14 protein-coding genes are annotated in these 15,803 nt (G+C 57.6%); 3 read left to right on the top strand and 11 right to left on the bottom strand.

From position 1 onward, the window contains the following. Window positions 1-17 precede the first annotated feature (17 nt). The 9 genes from NKJ18_RS26895 to NKJ18_RS26855 all read right to left on the bottom strand — a co-directional run bounded on the left by NKJ18_RS26895 (window position 18) and on the right by NKJ18_RS26855 (window position 12,713). Window positions 18-1,070, bottom strand: a complete 1,053-nt coding sequence (locus tag NKJ18_RS26895; RefSeq protein ID WP_352760592.1) for a polyamine ABC transporter substrate-binding protein — start codon at window positions 1,068-1,070, stop codon at window positions 18-20. 150 nt (window positions 1,071-1,220) lie between these two features. Next, window positions 1,221-2,342 (bottom strand): ABC transporter ATP-binding protein, encoded by a 1,122-nt coding sequence (locus NKJ18_RS26890; protein WP_352760589.1) that lies wholly within the window; start codon window positions 2,340-2,342, stop codon window positions 1,221-1,223. Between the two features lie 465 nt (window positions 2,343-2,807). Beyond that, window positions 2,808-4,223: an FAD-binding oxidoreductase gene (locus tag NKJ18_RS26885; RefSeq protein ID WP_352760587.1), complete on the bottom strand. Its 1,416-nt coding sequence runs from the start codon at window positions 4,221-4,223 to the stop codon at window positions 2,808-2,810. Between the two features lie 84 nt (window positions 4,224-4,307). Then, a complete protein-coding gene (locus NKJ18_RS26880) occupies window positions 4,308-5,672 on the bottom strand; it encodes an aminotransferase class III-fold pyridoxal phosphate-dependent enzyme (RefSeq protein ID WP_352760585.1) in 1,365 nt (454 codons plus the stop codon). Between the two features lie 188 nt (window positions 5,673-5,860). Further along, window positions 5,861-6,352, bottom strand: a complete 492-nt coding sequence (locus NKJ18_RS26875; protein ID WP_352760583.1) for an Lrp/AsnC family transcriptional regulator — start codon at window positions 6,350-6,352, stop codon at window positions 5,861-5,863. 21 nt (window positions 6,353-6,373) lie between these two features. Continuing rightward, complete coding sequence (locus NKJ18_RS26870; protein WP_352760580.1) at window positions 6,374-7,096, bottom strand: haloacid dehalogenase type II; 723 nt, start codon at window positions 7,094-7,096, stop codon at window positions 6,374-6,376. Between the two features lie 818 nt (window positions 7,097-7,914). Continuing rightward, entirely contained in the window at window positions 7,915-11,031 is a 3,117-nt protein-coding gene (locus tag NKJ18_RS26865) for an efflux RND transporter permease subunit (RefSeq protein WP_352760578.1), read from the bottom strand. Continuing rightward, window positions 11,028-12,098, bottom strand: a complete 1,071-nt coding sequence (locus tag NKJ18_RS26860) for an efflux RND transporter periplasmic adaptor subunit (RefSeq protein ID WP_352760576.1) — start codon at window positions 12,096-12,098, stop codon at window positions 11,028-11,030. Before NKJ18_RS26860 ends, NKJ18_RS26865 begins: the two co-directional genes overlap by 4 nt. A 12-nt stretch (window positions 12,099-12,110) precedes the next feature. Next, the gene (locus tag NKJ18_RS26855; protein WP_352760573.1) at window positions 12,111-12,713 is read right to left on the bottom strand and encodes a TetR/AcrR family transcriptional regulator; all 603 of its coding nucleotides are present in this window, start codon (window positions 12,711-12,713) and stop codon (window positions 12,111-12,113) included. Between the two features lie 152 nt (window positions 12,714-12,865). Between NKJ18_RS26855 and NKJ18_RS26850 the strand changes: the two genes are divergently transcribed. Both NKJ18_RS26850 and NKJ18_RS26845 read left to right on the top strand, forming a co-directional pair. Then, window positions 12,866-13,093, top strand: coding sequence for a hypothetical protein (locus tag NKJ18_RS26850; protein ID WP_352760571.1), 228 nt, complete (start codon window positions 12,866-12,868; stop codon window positions 13,091-13,093). Then, the gene (locus tag NKJ18_RS26845) at window positions 13,042-13,341 is read left to right on the top strand and encodes an SDR family oxidoreductase (protein ID WP_352760639.1); all 300 of its coding nucleotides are present in this window, start codon (window positions 13,042-13,044) and stop codon (window positions 13,339-13,341) included. The genes NKJ18_RS26850 and NKJ18_RS26845 overlap by 52 nt, the downstream gene beginning before the upstream one ends. 575 nt (window positions 13,342-13,916) lie before the next feature. Here NKJ18_RS26845 and NKJ18_RS26840 read toward each other — a convergent pair. Together NKJ18_RS26840 and NKJ18_RS26835 are read right to left on the bottom strand one after the other, a co-directional pair. Continuing rightward, on the bottom strand, window positions 13,917-14,375 hold the full coding sequence (locus NKJ18_RS26840) for a hypothetical protein (protein WP_352760568.1): 459 nt from the start codon (window positions 14,373-14,375) through the stop codon (window positions 13,917-13,919). A 56-nt stretch (window positions 14,376-14,431) separates the two neighbouring features. Continuing rightward, entirely contained in the window at window positions 14,432-15,034 is a 603-nt protein-coding gene (locus NKJ18_RS26835; protein WP_352760566.1) for a hypothetical protein, read from the bottom strand. A gap of 120 nt (window positions 15,035-15,154) precedes the next feature. On the opposite strand from NKJ18_RS26835, the gene NKJ18_RS26830 reads away from it, so the two are divergent. Beyond that, window positions 15,155-15,658 carry a helix-turn-helix domain-containing protein gene (locus NKJ18_RS26830; protein ID WP_352760564.1) on the top strand — a complete coding sequence of 168 codons (504 nt, stop codon included), beginning with the start codon at window positions 15,155-15,157 and terminating at the stop codon, window positions 15,656-15,658. Window positions 15,659-15,803 lie beyond the last annotated feature (145 nt).

The raw sequence follows: 15,803 nt of genomic DNA, 5'->3' as shown, positions 1-15,803 counted from the left end.
CGCGGCGCGGCATCGCTTTATTGTGCCAGCCAGGCGTTGAAGCGCTTGGTCAGATCCTCATTGTTGTCGGCCCAAAACTGAACGTCCGTCGTGACTGCCGTCTTCATATTCTCCGGATAGGTCGGCAAGGTCGGCGCAATCTTGGGATCGACCATGGCAATGGCCTCGACACGCGTAGGCGCGTAGGCGATGTACTTCGACTGCTGTGACATGTTCTTTGGATCGCTGGCGAACTTGATGAAGTCGTAAGCCCCCTCAACATGTTTGCTGCCAGCGGGGATTGCCCAGTAATCCCAGTCGAACTCCTGCCGATCCCAGACGATCTTGAAGTTCTTACCCTCCTTTATGGCATTGCCGATGCGGCCATTGAAGGCGCTCGTCATGACAACCTGGCCATTGGCCAGCAATTCGGGTGGTTGCGCGCCCGCCTCCCACCAAACGACATCGCTTTTGATGGTGTCCAACTTCTTGAAGGCGCGATCGACGCCTTCGGGTGTGGCCAAGACCTTGTAGACGTCGCCGGCCGGAACGCCGTCTTCCAGCAGTGCCCATTCCAAGTTACCGAAGGGCTTCTTCAGTAGTGCCCGCTTGCCAGGATATTTCTTCGTGTCGAACAGGTCCGCCAGGGAAGACGGCTGATTGTCCTTGTAGACATCGGCGTTGAACGCGAAAATCGTCGAATACGCGATCGTGCCAACGGCGCAATCCAACGCCGTACCTGGCAAGAATTTCGACGTGTCGGCGATCTTCGAATAGTCGAGCTTCTCGAACAGGCCTTCGTCGCAGCCAGAGAGCGCGTGCGATGAATCGACGTCAATTACGTCCCATGTGACGTTACCGGCCTCCTTCATGGCCTTCAGCTTGCCAAGTTCGGCGTCATATTCCTCTTCGGTGATCTTGACGCCCGCCTGCTTGGTGTAGGGCTCATAATAAGCCTTCCGTTGGCTCTCCGAATAAGCCCCACCCCACGAGACGATCGTCAGAGGTTCCGCAGCCTTTGCAGATTGGCAGCCGAGTACGCATGCCGCCACGGCTGAAGCGATCAGATTGATAGAGATTTCACTTTTCATTTGATTCCCCTTTTATTCACTCTGGTTCCCGTTGAATTTGGCCGAACCAACCGGCTGCACCGCCTCTTACTGGGCGCGTTTCCGCAGTGACGACGGTCGTTGTGGCCACCCTCTCGATCATGCTTGCGGCCGGCGTTGCCTTTGACGCCGTCAGCTACAGTCGAGAGCTCGGCAGTCCTCGGGTTTCCAGCCGACCTGGATGCGTGATCCGGGTGCCAGGTCTGGCACGCCTTCGGCATTGGGCAGTTTGATGATGAAATCGTTGGAGCCAAGGACCGAGACCCGGGCGCGGGTGTGGTCACCCAAGTAGATCAGCTCTTCGACGCGGGCGTCGAATAGGTTGGCACATGCTCCAGCGGTCGGATTGATGCGCACCCGCTCGGGTCGAAGCGAGAGCGTCGTTTTGTTTCCGGGCGCGTGGGCTCTGATCGGCAGTGCGCGAACGTCCCCGTGCCCATTGACATTGACGACGCATTCCTTCGCATTCAGTGATGAAACGACTCCAGTCAGTTTGTTGTTTTCGCCGATGAACTGAGCGACGAACGCGTTCTCAGGTCTTTCATTTAAATCGGCCGGAGGCGCCAGTTGCTGGACGACACCGTCGTTGAACACAGCCACCCGATCCGACATTGTGAGAGCTTCCGACTGATCGTGTGTGACGTAGACGACTGTGACGCCAAGTTGCTCGTGGATGTGCTTAATCTCGATCTGCATGTGCTCTCGCAGTTGTTTGTCGAGCGCACCGAGCGGCTCGTCCATCAGGACCAGTTTCGGATCGAATACGAGTGCGCGAGCCAGGGCCACCCGCTGCTGCTGCCCACCGGAAAGCTGGGATGGCCGGCGTCTGCGCATCTGAGTGAGCTGCACCATTTCGAGTGCGCGATCGAGCTTCTTGTCTATATCGGCCCTTGGCATCCGACGCACCTGGAGCGGAAATGCGAGGTTCTCCTCAACTGTCATATGCGGGAAGAGGGCATAGTTCTGGAAAACCATGCCAATATCGCGCTTGTGCGGAGCCAGGTCGTTGATGCGACGTCCGTCAAGCTCGATGCGTCCCTGGGTTGGCACTTCGAAGCCGGCAAGCATCATGAGAGAGGTCGTCTTGCCTGAACCCGATGGCCCCAGCAGCGTCAGGAACTCGCCATGGCGTATCGACAGGTTGAGGTTTTTGACGACGAGAGTCTCACCATCGTAGGTCTTTTGAATATCGATGAATTCTACAAAATCACCCGTGAGACCGCATCTCTTCCCAGGCCGCTCCGGCTCCGACATCCTTGGGCTCTTCCCGTCTGGTTGCTGTTGATCCGTCGCTGTTGGCTCGCCCGCAGATCTGCGCTTGATTGATCCGTCGCAACGCTAGGGCGGCAGGAGCGGCATGTTTGACCGATGTGGTCCAGCACCACGGCGGCACCTGCCGTTCAGGCAGGTCGATCGTTGCAAATGTGCCGGCTGTTAATGGCAATCTTGAAAGGATTCTTAGTCAGTGCAGCGTCTAAGAAAGGGGCTGCTTGGACTGCCCACTCCGGTAGCTCGGGTTTTCTTGGGGCCGAACTTCACCAGTTTAGCCCGCAGAGCCCGGTCCGTACGCCGGAAATTAAGCAAATCGCGCCGCAACGGAGTTTTGTCGGTTCCGGCTCGCATGGCGGAGTCTATCCACCAGCTCCGTTAGGAAGGCAAAGCTACGGCTGCGTCATTTCGCGGCCAAACACTCGCTCTGACAACATGAATGTCGTTCACTTAAAGCTTTGCCATAACTTTGCCGGGATTCATGATGCCGTCTGGATCCAAAGCGGCCTTGATAGCTCTCATGAGGCGCAGTTTGCCCGGTGCACCATATCGCTCCAGCAGATCCATCTTCACGCGACCTATTCCGTACTCGGCGCTAAACGTTCCCTCCATTTCGGCTGCGAGTCTATAGATCTGTGGAGAGATTTCCCGTGCAAGCCGATCCCTGAACTCACCCTTGTCGGATCGAGCGGGAGGGATCAGGTTAAAATGGATATTCCCGTCACCAACGTGGCCATATACGGAAGCAACGGCGCCTTCCGAATTCTGTTCGACTATTTGTGACGCCGCTTCGATGAAGGCCGCCAGCCGCGATGTGCGCACAGCGATGTCATGTTTGACCGAACCACCGTGGTGAACCTCGGCCTCCGGTATGCTTTCGCGGAGATGCCAGAACTCCGCGCGCTGCTGGCCACTTGAGGCAAGGGTCCCGTCCGAGATCAGGCCATGTTCGAAGAGTTCGCCGAGCAGTCCGGTGACGGTCTCCTCAAAGTTGAGCACAGGCGAGGCCGTCGCTGCTTCTAGCAGAACGTAATGCCGGCTCTTCCCCTGCAAGGGACGACGAAGGTCTGCCTTTGCGTCCAGAAGCAGCTGCAACGAAGAGTCGGATATGTACTCAAATGAGGTGATTTGCTCGCCGGTTCGAACCTGCGCTGCAGCGAGGATTTTTGCCAGGCTCCTGATGTCGTCGATGGCAAGAAACGCCGTCACCGTCTGTCGCGGTTTTCGCGCGAGCTTCAGCGATACGGCAGTGATGATGCCCAAGGTGCCCTCGGCGCCTATGAACAGCTGCTTGACATCATAGCCGGAATTGTTCTTCCGCAATGGGTTGAGTTCGCTATAGAGGCTACCGTCGGGAAGCACGACTTCGAGACCGAGCACGAGTTCGCGGGCCATCCCATACCGCAACACGGAAATTCCGCCCGCATTGGTCGAAAGATTGCCGCCGATGCGACAGGACTGCTGCGAGCCGAGCGCCAACGGCAGCAACAGGTCGGCATCGGCCGCGACCTGTTGAAGGTCGCTTAGGATGATGCCGGCGTCTGCCGAAACCGACAGATTCGCCGGATCAAGGTCGCGCACGGTGTTCATTCTCTCAAGGCTGACGACAAGCTCGTCGCCCTTGTCGCTCGGCGTGGCCGCGGTGCAATAGCTGGTATTACCGCCCTGTGGGACGAGCGGGACACGGCGTTCGGCGCAAGCGCGGACGATGTGCTGCACGTGCACCGTATTTCGTGGCCTCAAAACCGCGGTCGTGCGGCCGGTATAGTGCCGGCGAAAGTCGGTCGTATAGGCGGATATGATATCCTTGTCGCGCGTGACAATCTCCTGCGGCAGATCGGCAAGCACCTGTTCGATGGGGTCCATAGGGGCTCTTTCATTGGCGGTGCTCGTTCAACGCCGAAACGGCGTCTAACCAGTCAAGATTGTGGCTGACCCTGGGTGCGCTGCTCAGAGGTCCTTGAAGTCCAAGGCCAAGTCGAGTGTCTTGCCGAGTCGCTCGATCAGCAGGTCCACCTCACCTTCGGTGATGCAAAGGGGAGGAGCGAATCCGATCGTGTCATCGCCGAAGGCGCGGAAGATCAGGCCGTTCTTGTAGCCGGCGTCGAACAGGCGTGGACCGACTCGCGCGTCTCTCGAGGGCCTGCGTTTCGTTTCCTTGTCAGCGACGAGCTCAATGGCGCCCAGCAGTCCGATAGAGCGTACATCGCCGACCAGCGGGTGATCGCGAAACTCCCTCAATCTTCGTCCAAAATACTCGCCAACCCGCCTGCCGTTCTCCAGGAGGCCGCCTTCCTGGTAGAGCCGCATGACCTCAAGCCCGACTGCAGCGCTTACCGGATGGCCGGAATAGGTCAGACCGTGGCCGAACGCCGACCCGTCGGCCGTTCCGTCGGCGATAACCTCATAAACGCGGTCGGAAACGATCGCGGCGCCCATGGGCACATAGCCGGAGGTAAGGCCCTTCGCGATCGTCATGAAATCCGGTTCAACACCTTCATGCTCGCACGCGAACATCGGCCCCGTGCGGCCGAACCCGGTAATCACCTCGTCAACGACGAAGAGAATTCCGAGCTCGTGGCAAGCTGCCTGCATGGCCGTTAGATAGCCTGTCGGCGGCACGATTACGCTCCCGGAACCCTGGACCGGCTCACATATAAACGCGGCAGCGTTCTCTTGGCCGATCTCCTGAACCTTATCCTTCAGGGCTTGCACCGATGCTGCGGTGATGGCCGCGGGATTCTCTCCCACGACGTTGCGATAGGGGTAAGGCGATGGAATGTAATGCTGCCAGGAGCGTGGCAGATCGAACTTGTCGTGGAAGATCGGAAGCGCCGTGAGGCCCGCGCCGTTCGAACTGGAGCCGTGATAGCCTCGCTCGAGGCTGATGAAGTGTTTCTTGCGCTTAAGTCCGCGCACATTGTTGTAGTAGCGCACCATTCGCACGACGGTGTCGACGGCGTCCGAACCGCCGAGCGTAAAGAAGACGTGGTTCAGGTCGCCAGGCGTCACTTCCGCCAGCTTCGTGGCAAGCCGGATTGCCGGTTCGCTGCCAAAATGGAAGTAGCCGGTTGCGTAGGGCAGCCGCCGCATCTGCTCCGTCGCGACCTCGACGATGCTTTCCTGTCCATAGCCCGCGTTGACGCACCAAAGACCGGCAAACCCGTCAAGCAGCGTGTGGCCGTACGCATCGGTGACGAAGCAGCCTTTGGCTGATTGCAACATGGTGACGCCGCGTTGTTCGTGCGCGCGAAGGGAAGTGACAGGATGGATGAGATGAGCACGATCATCTTCTATCAGGCCGTTCGACAGCATTTCGTCACCTCATAAACTGGTTATCCATCATGCCGGCGACGCCTCCGACTAGTCGCTGCGGTTTCGACATCGGCAACAGGTTCTTGTGCCGAAAGAGGCAACAGGGAGGCACATTGTGCTGACACCGTTCGACCCTTCACGCAGCGTTGCTGCGATAACGCCTCAGGCCAAGAAAAGACATTGGATAGTCAACCGTCGTTGGCCAATGACTTCAACGGAACGGTTCCTCGATCGAAGATCGTTTTGATAACGATGTAGCTAAAGTATTTTTCAATGCCTATGTTCCGATCGAGTATCGATTCCATAAGTTCTTGATAGCCGGCAACGCTTTTGCTGACAAATTTGAGTAGATAGTCATAGCCACCGCTAACCAAGTGGCACTCCTGAAGTGTTTCATATTTACGAATGTTGGCCTCGAATTTGATGAAATCTTCCCGCCTGTGATCGTTCAAGGTCACCTCGGTGAATACTATAATATGATCCACGAGCTTGGACAGATGGAGGCGGGCGTTGTAGCTTACAATATAACCAGCTTCTTCCAGGCGCCTCACTCGTGCAAGGCAGGGGCTTGGTGACAATCCCACCAATTCAGCCAAATCGACGTTCGAAAGCCGTCCGTTTTGCTGCAGTTGCGCGAGAATGTTGATATCGATCCGGTCTAGTTTTGGTAATCCAACCATTCTCGCGCACCCCTAATTGCACTAGGCCCGGAGAGCTTCCTGGTGAGCCTTGGCTAAGTCGGCCATGCTGTCGAACCTGAATTCATATTTCGGCATGTCGCCCGGATGCATGGTAGCGCCGAAACCTTCCTGATTATAGCGGCGATAGATCCAGCACGAGGCGAGGCCGTGATGGTTCGCCGGCCCGTGATCGTGGAACATGCTCTCAGCCGTGTGCAGGACTTGGTGCTTCTGGATGCCCAGCGTCTCCAGCTTCTTGATCATGTACTCAAAGTTGCGGTCCGAAGGCTTGTAGGAACCGGCATCCTCGGCAGTATAGATCGCGTCGAACTCGACCTGGAGTTTTTCGTTGCTCGCAGCAAAACTCTCATTGTCGACGTTCGACAGAATGACGAGCTTATAATGGCGCTTGAGATATTGCAGGGCGCCCGCGGAGTCGGTGAATGCCGGCCAATTTTTCACCGACCTGCCGTACGCTACGCATTCAGCCCATGAAACCGATATACCCCATTCTTCGGCTAAGCGCCTGTAGACGATCGGCAGAAGATCGCGGTAATTCTTGGCCGGTGTCTGCAATTGCTGGGAGGACTCGTGACGAGCATGTGCCTCGAGCACTTGGTTCCGCGACAGCGCGCTGCGAAGTCGGTTGGTCAAGGGCTTAAGGCCCTCGAACATGCCCGATTCCCAATCGATCAGAGTGCCGTAGCAGTCAAAGGTTAGGGCTTTGAAGTCTGTCAGTTTCATGGCGTAGGGTCCTGGTTGGATGAGACAAGCTGGCGCTAAGTGGACGCGCTGACCTTCACTGTGTAAACGAGACGCATTGCTCGGGATGATGCTCGCAATTGACTGCGTTCCAATCGTGAAGTGCGGCACGGCCCTATAAAAGTGCATTTATTTCAAGCTGAGTTCAGGCGAAGCGCTTGTCTACCCTTTCAGGCGCTGAGGCGCCCATCTGGGCTCGTATACAGTTCGAACTCTGGCATCCTGCGCTGAATCAACAACCAATCGCCGTAGAATCCATGCACTCAGATGGCATGCTCTGCCGAAAAGGGGGCTTTGATTTGGCATATTATGCTGGATTGGGAAAAGCCATCGCGGGCAATTGCTAACCCGGTTAGAGACAGGCTGTCGGCACAAGGATGCGCTTCTGGCCGTGCTGCGCGGAATCTGTAATGAACAGGATGGGCTCTCGCCGTCGGTCGAACAGATCGTGCTCGAAACTAGCGGCCTTGCTGACCCTGCGGCAATTGCGGCCTGCGTGGGGGCCGACTTCCTTCCGCGCCAGGGCGCCAAACCCCGGCTGTTGCCATAAGCCCGATCAAATCGGATATCGACGGTATGTCGAGTTTCCAGTTGGCATTCTACTGGTCTTTCATTTCGCAAGCGGATGAACGATGAACCCTCTATTTGCTCCAGCCGATCGGGTCGCCCGATGGAGTGTGAAGTCGGCCAATGTAAACATTTGCTGACGACGGTCAAAAGATCGACAGTCCGAACGTATCTTATTCCTCGCCACGAGACATGTAAGACAGCGCCAACCAAGTGCGCCTGGCAGGCTCTGGCTACACACCGTTCAGAACCGTCTCTCCTGTCGTGACTTCTGCGGGAACATCCCGCGCGCCGCGACTTTCGATCGTGAGCAGCCAAAGCATCATGCAGGGCAAGAGCGTCAGCGTGAGAACGGTAGCGCCTGCAAGTCCCCCGATGATTGCGTAAGCCATCGGCCCCCAGAAGATCTCGGTGGCGATCGGAATCATGCCCAGAATCGCGGCGCATGCGGTCAGTACGATGGGACGAGCTCGGTGTAGGGCTGCGGCTACAATGGCCTGGTCGGGCGATTGGCCGAGCGCGACGTTCTGATCGACTTCCTGGATGAGGATTACCGCGTTGCGAATAATCATGCCCGACAGCGCTATCACGCCGAGCTGCGCAACGAATCCCATCGGCGTGTTCGTAGGCAGCATCGCTGCAACGACACCAATAAGTCCGAAGGGAGCCATCAGCATTGCAACGGCCATGCGTGAGAAGCTCTGGAGCTGAACCATCAGCAGCGCCACAATCACGAGCAGCATGATCGGTACGACGGCGAAAACCGACGAGTTCCCCTTCTCTGCCTCCTCGGTAATACCGCCAGCCACAATCGAATAGCCGGTCGGCAGGTGAGACCGGAGCGTTTGCAAGTTTGCGTCGACTTCCCTCGCTACAGTCGCTGCCTGGACGCCCTTGGCGACATCCGCCTGAACGACAACCATCGGCTTGCCTTGCCGGCGCCAAATGATCGGATCCTCCATGCCATACGTGACGGCTGCGACCTGGCGCAGCGGAACGGACTTTCCATCACCGGTTCGCAGCTGGAGATTGCCAATCGTTGCGACCGACGTCCGGTCTGCCTGGATACCCTTGACGACAACATCAACAAGCCTGTTCTTGTCGCGAACCGCCGTCACCGTAGTCCCCGAGAAGATCGAGGCTATCTCGCTTGCGACAGACTCCGAACTCATACCGAGAGCCTGCGCCTCGATCTGATTGACGACGACTCTCACGCTGCGTTGTGGCTCACCTGCGGTGAGGTTGACATCGCGGCTCTGCGGGTCGTCTCCGACAATACTGGCGACCTTCAAGGCGAGCTCCCGGACTTCTTCGTAGTCGGGACCGGTAACCCTGAACTTCAGAGGCCAGCCGACCGGCGGTCCGAGTTCGAGAGGCGAAACCCTGGTGATCACATCCGAGAAGTCCCTGCCCAGCGCTGCTTCGAGGCGCGCCCGGACTGCGTCGCGTTGCTCGACACTTTTGGCGACAACCACCGTTTCGGACACATTGTCGTTTTCGAGCAGCAGGTCCATTGGGAGATAGAAGCGAACCGATCCGGAGCCGACATAGGTTGTGAAATGATCAATATCCTGATCGCTTTTGAGAAGTGCCTCCAGCTGACGCGCGCGCCTGTCCGTCGCTTCGCGCGAGGCGTTTTGCGGCAATGTCAGGCTCACAAGCAGTTCGGGGCGATCGGATGCTGGAAAAAACTGCTGCTCGAGACGGGTTGTCCCGACTATCGACATGGACAGCGCGCTCAAGGCGAAGGCCAATGTTATCCATCGATGTGATAGCGAGCAGTTCAGAAATTTGCGAAAGGCCGACATGACGGTCCCGCTTTCGTGGCGGCCGGCCGCCAGGCTTGTTGATAGGATCCAAGTCCCAATGATCGGTGAAAAGAATACCGCCACAATCCAAGACGAAGAAAGCGCTATCAGGACCACCATGAATAGCGAGAAGGTATACTCACCCGCGCTCGACGCCGCGAAACCGACAGGAATGAATCCGGCGATCATGACCAGCGTTCCAGTCAGCATTGGAAAGGCGGTCGTTTCATAGGCATGGCTTGCCGCAACTGATTTTTCCTTGCCGTTTTCCAAACACGATACCATCGTCTCGACCGTGATCATCGCATCGTCGACAAGAAGACCCAGCGCAATGATGAGGGCGCCAAGCGAAATACGTTGAAGGCCGATTCCGGCAATGTCCATGCCGAAGAACGTCATCGCCAGCACAAGAGGGATGGATGCGGTGATGACCAAGCCCGCCCTGGTGCCCAGCGAGACAAAGGATACCGCCAGCACGATCAAGATCGCCTCGACCAAGACCTTGACGAAGCCGCTCACCGCATCCTTGACCACGCTGGACTGATCGGCCACCTGCGTCATTTCGATCCCGTGCGGCAATGCGCCGGCGATCGACACCATCTTCTCCTTCAGAGCCTTGCCGAATTCGAGAAGATTACCGCCCTCAGACATGGAAACCGCCAGGGCCATGACCGGTTCGCCGTTCACCCGCACGGTGGGCGCGGGAGGGTCGATCGGCTCGCGCGAAACACTGGCAACATCCTCAAGCCTGACGTAGCGGCCGTCAGCCCTGAACGTCAGGTCGTGGAGGCTCTTTTCCGATACGAAAGCACCACTGACGCGCATGGAGATCTTTTCGTCCGCAGTTCGCACCACTCCAGTTGGAGCAACAGCATTCTGGGCACGGATCGCTTCGACAGCCGCGGACGGATCGATGCCCAACGCAGCCAGTTTGCTGGACGAGAATTCGATGACGATCTGTTCGTCCTGAACACCAAGGACATTCACCTTGCCTATACTGGGCAGTGACAGGACCTCGGCGCGGATCGCATCCACTCGGTCGCGAAGCTCGCCTTGCGAAAAACCCTCCGCCTTAAAAGCGTAGATACTTCCAAAAGTATCGCCGAACTCATCGTCGAAAAATGGGCCCTGCACGCCTGCGGGTAAGGTCGGTGCCGTGTCGGAGATTTTCTTGCGGACCGTGTACCAGATTTCGTCGACCTTGGCGGGCGGCGTGTCGTCACGAAGATTGACGAAAATCACCGACTGGCCGGCTCGAGAGTAACTTTGGGTAAAATCGACATGCGGCGTCTCGGACAGTTTCTTCTCCAGCGGGTCTGTCAGAAGATTAACCGTGTCTGTGGTGCTCGCCCCAGGCCACATTGCCGAAACGACCATGGTCTTGATCGTGAAGGGCGGGTCCTCGTTGCGGGAGAGCCGCTGATAGCTCCAGATGCCGCCGACGAAGGTGGCGAGCATCAAAAAGATGACGAGCGATTGATGTTTGAGCGTCCAAGCGGACAGGTTAAAGCCTTGGCGTGGCGGGACTTTCATTCCGGTCATTTGCCCGCCTCGCCTTCGAGCGTCACGACTTCGCCATCACGCAGTTTGCTGACACCGGCCGTAGCCACGATATCACCATTGGAGAGCCCGGCGGAGATCAAGAGGTCGTTGTCGTCGAAGCGTTCCAAATGCACCTTTCGGTACTGCAACTTGCCCGTTGCTCGATCATAGACGAAGACGGCGCTGGCGCCTCCATCATTGGTCAATGCCGAGGCCGGCAGTTGAAACAGCTTTTTGGGCGACAGAACGATCTTGCCAAGAACGGCGGAGCCAAACGGCATCTCATTGCTCGCGCCGTCCAGCGCGACTTTAACCCGGAACGTTCGCGTGCTTGCATCCGCAGCCGGCGTGATTTCGCGCACTCGACCCCTGGCGTCTATGTCAGGGTTGGAAATCAGGCTGACGTCGACGACAGGGTCGCTGGATTTCAAGGCAAGCAAGCGCTCGGGAATATCGAAGACCGCGTCGCGTTCCTCTTTGGATATGAGCGTCACAACCACCTGACCGGCGTTCACGACTTGGCCCTCATTGGCTGCAACGGAAGAGATGATGCCGTCGCGCTGAGCCTTCAATTCCGTGTAGGATAGCGTTTCTTTCGCACTGGCGAGCGTAGCGGCCGCGACCTCGAGTCGGGCCTGTGCGGCTTCCAAATTGGCCTGCGTTTCCTGCATCTGCGCCTTGGACGTCACATTCTTGGCAAAGAGATCCTGACTGCGCTCAGCGGTCATTTCTGCAAGGGCGACTGCTGATTTTGCCGAAGCTTGCTCAGCTGTCGCAGTCAAAAGGTTGTTGTTGGACGGTGTTTTGTCTACCGCTGCCACGATGTCTCCCGCACGCACGGTCGAACCGGTTTCGGCGCGATAGGTCAACTGTCCATTCAGTCTGAAGCTCATTGCCGTCTCAAGACGCGGCCGGACTTCGCCGGTCTGCATGATGGTCTCGCCCAGGTCCTTCGCTTCGGCCACGGCCGATCGAATTGGTCGCACTTGCGCCGTTGCGGTCGGCTCTTCCGAGCACGCTGAAAGCATGGCCGCCAAGAGGACGACCCCCAGCATAATTTTTCGCATTTCTGTTGTCTCCTAGGCCGCGAGGCCGCGCATGACTGTGTCGATCGTCGCGTCGATCAGTTGGTCGACGTTACCGAAATCGACTTCATTGATGGTCGCAGTCAGGGTTATGGCGCCGTGCACGCAGGCCCAAAGCATCTGCGTCGTCCGTTCGATATCCCGCTCGACCATCGTTTTCATCGATATTGCTTGTGCCACCCGCCTGCGCAGGTTTGCGTAGGGCGCGAGCGCCGCTTCGTCGTGCTCAAGCCCATTCGTAAGGCCTTGATCATTCTCCAGAAACAGCAGCCGGAACCTGTCGCGATCGGCCAGGCCGAAATCCGCATAGGCCCTAAGCATGGTTCGGATGGCGAGCAGCGGGTCATCGGTGGAAGAGTCGATTTCCGCGAACGTAGACCTGAGGTCTGCAAGGGCATCTTGCCAGAAGGTCCAGAGCAAATCCTGCTTGCTTGGAAAATAGCGATAGATGGCTCCAGGGGTCAGTTTCAGGGTCGCTGCCAATCGCCGCATCGACAACCCTGCAATACCAGAGTGTCCAACGATCTTCGCCGCCTGCGTGAGAATAGCAGCGCGCGTATTCGACAATTCTGTTTCTGTCATGGGCAGTCGAGGCATTTTGACCCTCCGGTAACGCGTTTATTAAACGCGTTCAAATAATGAGTCAAGTCGCGATCGCGAACCGCAGACCCTTCCTGATCGGGTTCGTTCGGATCCTGCAAGATTCTCAGCGCGGCATGTAATTGACCCCGGATTCCTCGGTTAACGTGATGATACGCGTCGTGCGCAACAGAAAGCGCGCCGAGGCTAGCTTCCAGCCGGCGATCATGCGGGCTGGGAACGTCTGGTTCGATGTCAACGTGATGAGCGGCGTGCGCCTGTCGAGCGCTTATCTGCCGGGCATTTTGGAGCGCGATTTACCAGGGCAGATGTTGTCGCGCGCGCCATCGCCGCCTGCCGCGGGTGTCTCGACATCGTCGTCAACGCCGCCGGGGTGATGATCCTTGACGAGCCGGAGAGCCTGAGCGATGAAACCTGGGCGCGCAGTTTCGCTGTCAATGGGACGGGCGCCATAATGGTCTGCCGCGCCGCACTGCCGCTCATAAAAAGGCGCGGCGGCGCGATCTTCAACATCGGTTCCGCCGGCGCCTCCGATGACAGCGGCCAGAATGCCGCCTATTCGGCCAGTAGGGCAGCACTCGTCTCCTACACCCGCTCGCTCGCCTATGCGCACGGCTTCGCTTAGGCGTGTCGCCGAGCCGGCCGAGATCGCCAACTGCTGCCTGTTCTTGCTTCCGATGCCGCTTCCTTCGTCACCGGTGCTGTGTTCGTCGCCGATGGCGGCGGCCGTGCGCCCACGCAAAACAGAGCGTTTTGACGCGACAGGGACAGTGAGGCTCGTCATCGGCGAACGGCCAGGGAATACTGGCGCCCCTGGACGAGCGCGCCAACTGTCTCACGCTGCTGCCTTTATCGGCTTTCCATAACTTGTGAAGTGGTCCGTCGCTATCCGAGCTTTGATATAGTAATATTGCAAGTTCCATAAGATAGATTACGCGACTTTCATCATTAAAAGTCAGCATCTCTTCCTGTCGCAAAGGATGAGTTGCGCTTACTGCAAGTTTTATTGACTATAATCGAGACGCAATCGACCAGTGAGGGTGCTGTGTTGCTTACTCTCAGTCTGGGTTCGACAAGATCGATGTCAATCAACACGGCCTCATCGACTCATTACAACTGGGTGTGAGTACTCGAACTACTTCCGAGCCGCCGGCGTCCCAAGTCAGACCACATCGGCCGCTCGCCTCCCTCTCGGCGCACTCACTTGTGCGGCATGCAATAGACTCCCTCGGATTCCATCAGTACCGCGCCACCCTTCAACTCGCTCAGTGCGCCGACCCACGCTTGCGAATAAGTGCGGCTGGCATCCACGGCCGTCAGCCAAAGAACGCGATTGTCGGCCAGTTCAACTTTAACTTCCTGCTGCAAAGGGCTCCCCTGCACGGTCTGTTGATAGTGGCGTTTGATCCTGACATTGCTGGCCCGAAACTCAGCTTCGTTGCTGCCGTAGTTCAGCACAAACCCAGTGTTGTCCTCAGCCACCGAGCAACTGCCATCACGCTCGCACACGATTTTGGCAGCGGTCTTGCAGTCCCATTTCAGTGAAGCGGGCCACATAGGATTGTCCACACTTGATCGCGGCTTATCGCTCTGACCAGCCGCCGTCAACACTGCGCCTGTGTTCATAATCATTGTGGATAGCAGAAGCGCCTTGAACACTACAAACCTCCCTGAATTGTGGCCCTCATAGTCCTCGTCCTACGTGATGGCCTGGCTTATGGCATTTTAAGATTGAACCAGCTTTTCTGGCGCACGCCGTTCGCGTCATCATACTCGATGAACCAGGGCTTTCCGCGCATCGGTCGAGGGATGGTGTAGTAAGTCGGGCCATTACCAATGGAACGTCCTCGATCGTTCCCCGCAGTCTGGATTGTCGCCGCAACCGCCTTGCCGTGGATTTCGATTTGGACCTGACGTGATCCGTCTCCATGATGCCCGCCGAGGGCGCTGTTTTTGAAAACGACGGGCAAGGAGAGCCTATCAGCCGCGAGGCGGCAGATGTCCCGTTCTTGACCTAAGCCCGGCCGATCGGATTCGGAGCTGCCAACTGCTTGCCAGCCAGACGGACAATCCTCATACTTCTCAAATCTCGCCGCGCTTGAGTTGGCTTGCGGACAGGTCGGCCAATTGAAACCCGGGGCTTCCATCGCCGCAATCAACTTATAAATTGGCGGGTGGCACGAGGGGGTGCCTTGCCAGTCGCCGGAAAGACATAGGAGGACCTGACAGCCCCATTCCGACGCTTTTGATTGGGATGGAAGAGCTGCGGCGCCCGCGATGCCGACGGCACCCCCCAGTAGAAATTTGAGTATGGTCATAGCCTTTTCCTCGCTGCAGATTTGACAGTTTACTATGGGTGATCCGCGCGAAAAAGGACAGGTCGAAAAGGCAGGTTTGTGCGACTACATCGATTTATGAAACGAGATGACGGAGGCGTGGTGAACAACCCGTTGCGCGCCAACATTGCCATGACGCTTGAGCGGGAGAGAGCCAGACGCGGCCTATCCCATATGCACATGGCCGAACTGTTTCGGACCGCCGAAGGCGAAAAACTGGCCTATCGAACCTACATTCAGACTGTGCGTCAGAAAAATAATGTCACATTGACGACGCTGCAGGTCATGGCAAGCGGCTTGCAATTGTCTTTTGCAGGACTGCTCGCCGGCGGTAAGAAAGTTCCGGAATGGGCGCATCGGTTGGACGACAATGCGATCCGCAGGCGGCTGGCTCACATCATCGATTTTGAGCGGCAAAGACGTGCTTTGCACCGCTATGAGATGGCCGACCTCATCGGCGTGGCGGAGGCGACCTTCACGAAACTGGAACGGGCGAGCGGCAATATCAGCGTGGACACGATTGCGGCGATCGCCAAGGCGTTGAAACTTGATCCAGCGACCTTCCTCTTTTCCGAAAAGTTCCCGCCTGGCAGAGCCGACACCTAGCGCCCCACGAGTGTTCCTAAAGGGCCTATAATTCGTCCCAGCGCAGGCGCGCCGCTCCTATGCCCTGCCGGTCAGGCCCGGCGGAAAATTAGCGCCCCCCCCGCCGCGGCTGTTGTGCCGGCGCCGGGAATGCTGCTGATGAAGA

This window comes from Mesorhizobium sp. M0217 (genome assembly GCF_040321955.1).
In the GTDB taxonomy this organism is placed as follows: Bacteria; Pseudomonadota; Alphaproteobacteria; order Rhizobiales; family Rhizobiaceae; genus Mesorhizobium.
Note: the sequence above shows the minus strand (reverse complement) of the source record. Positions and strands in the feature narration are given on the sequence as shown.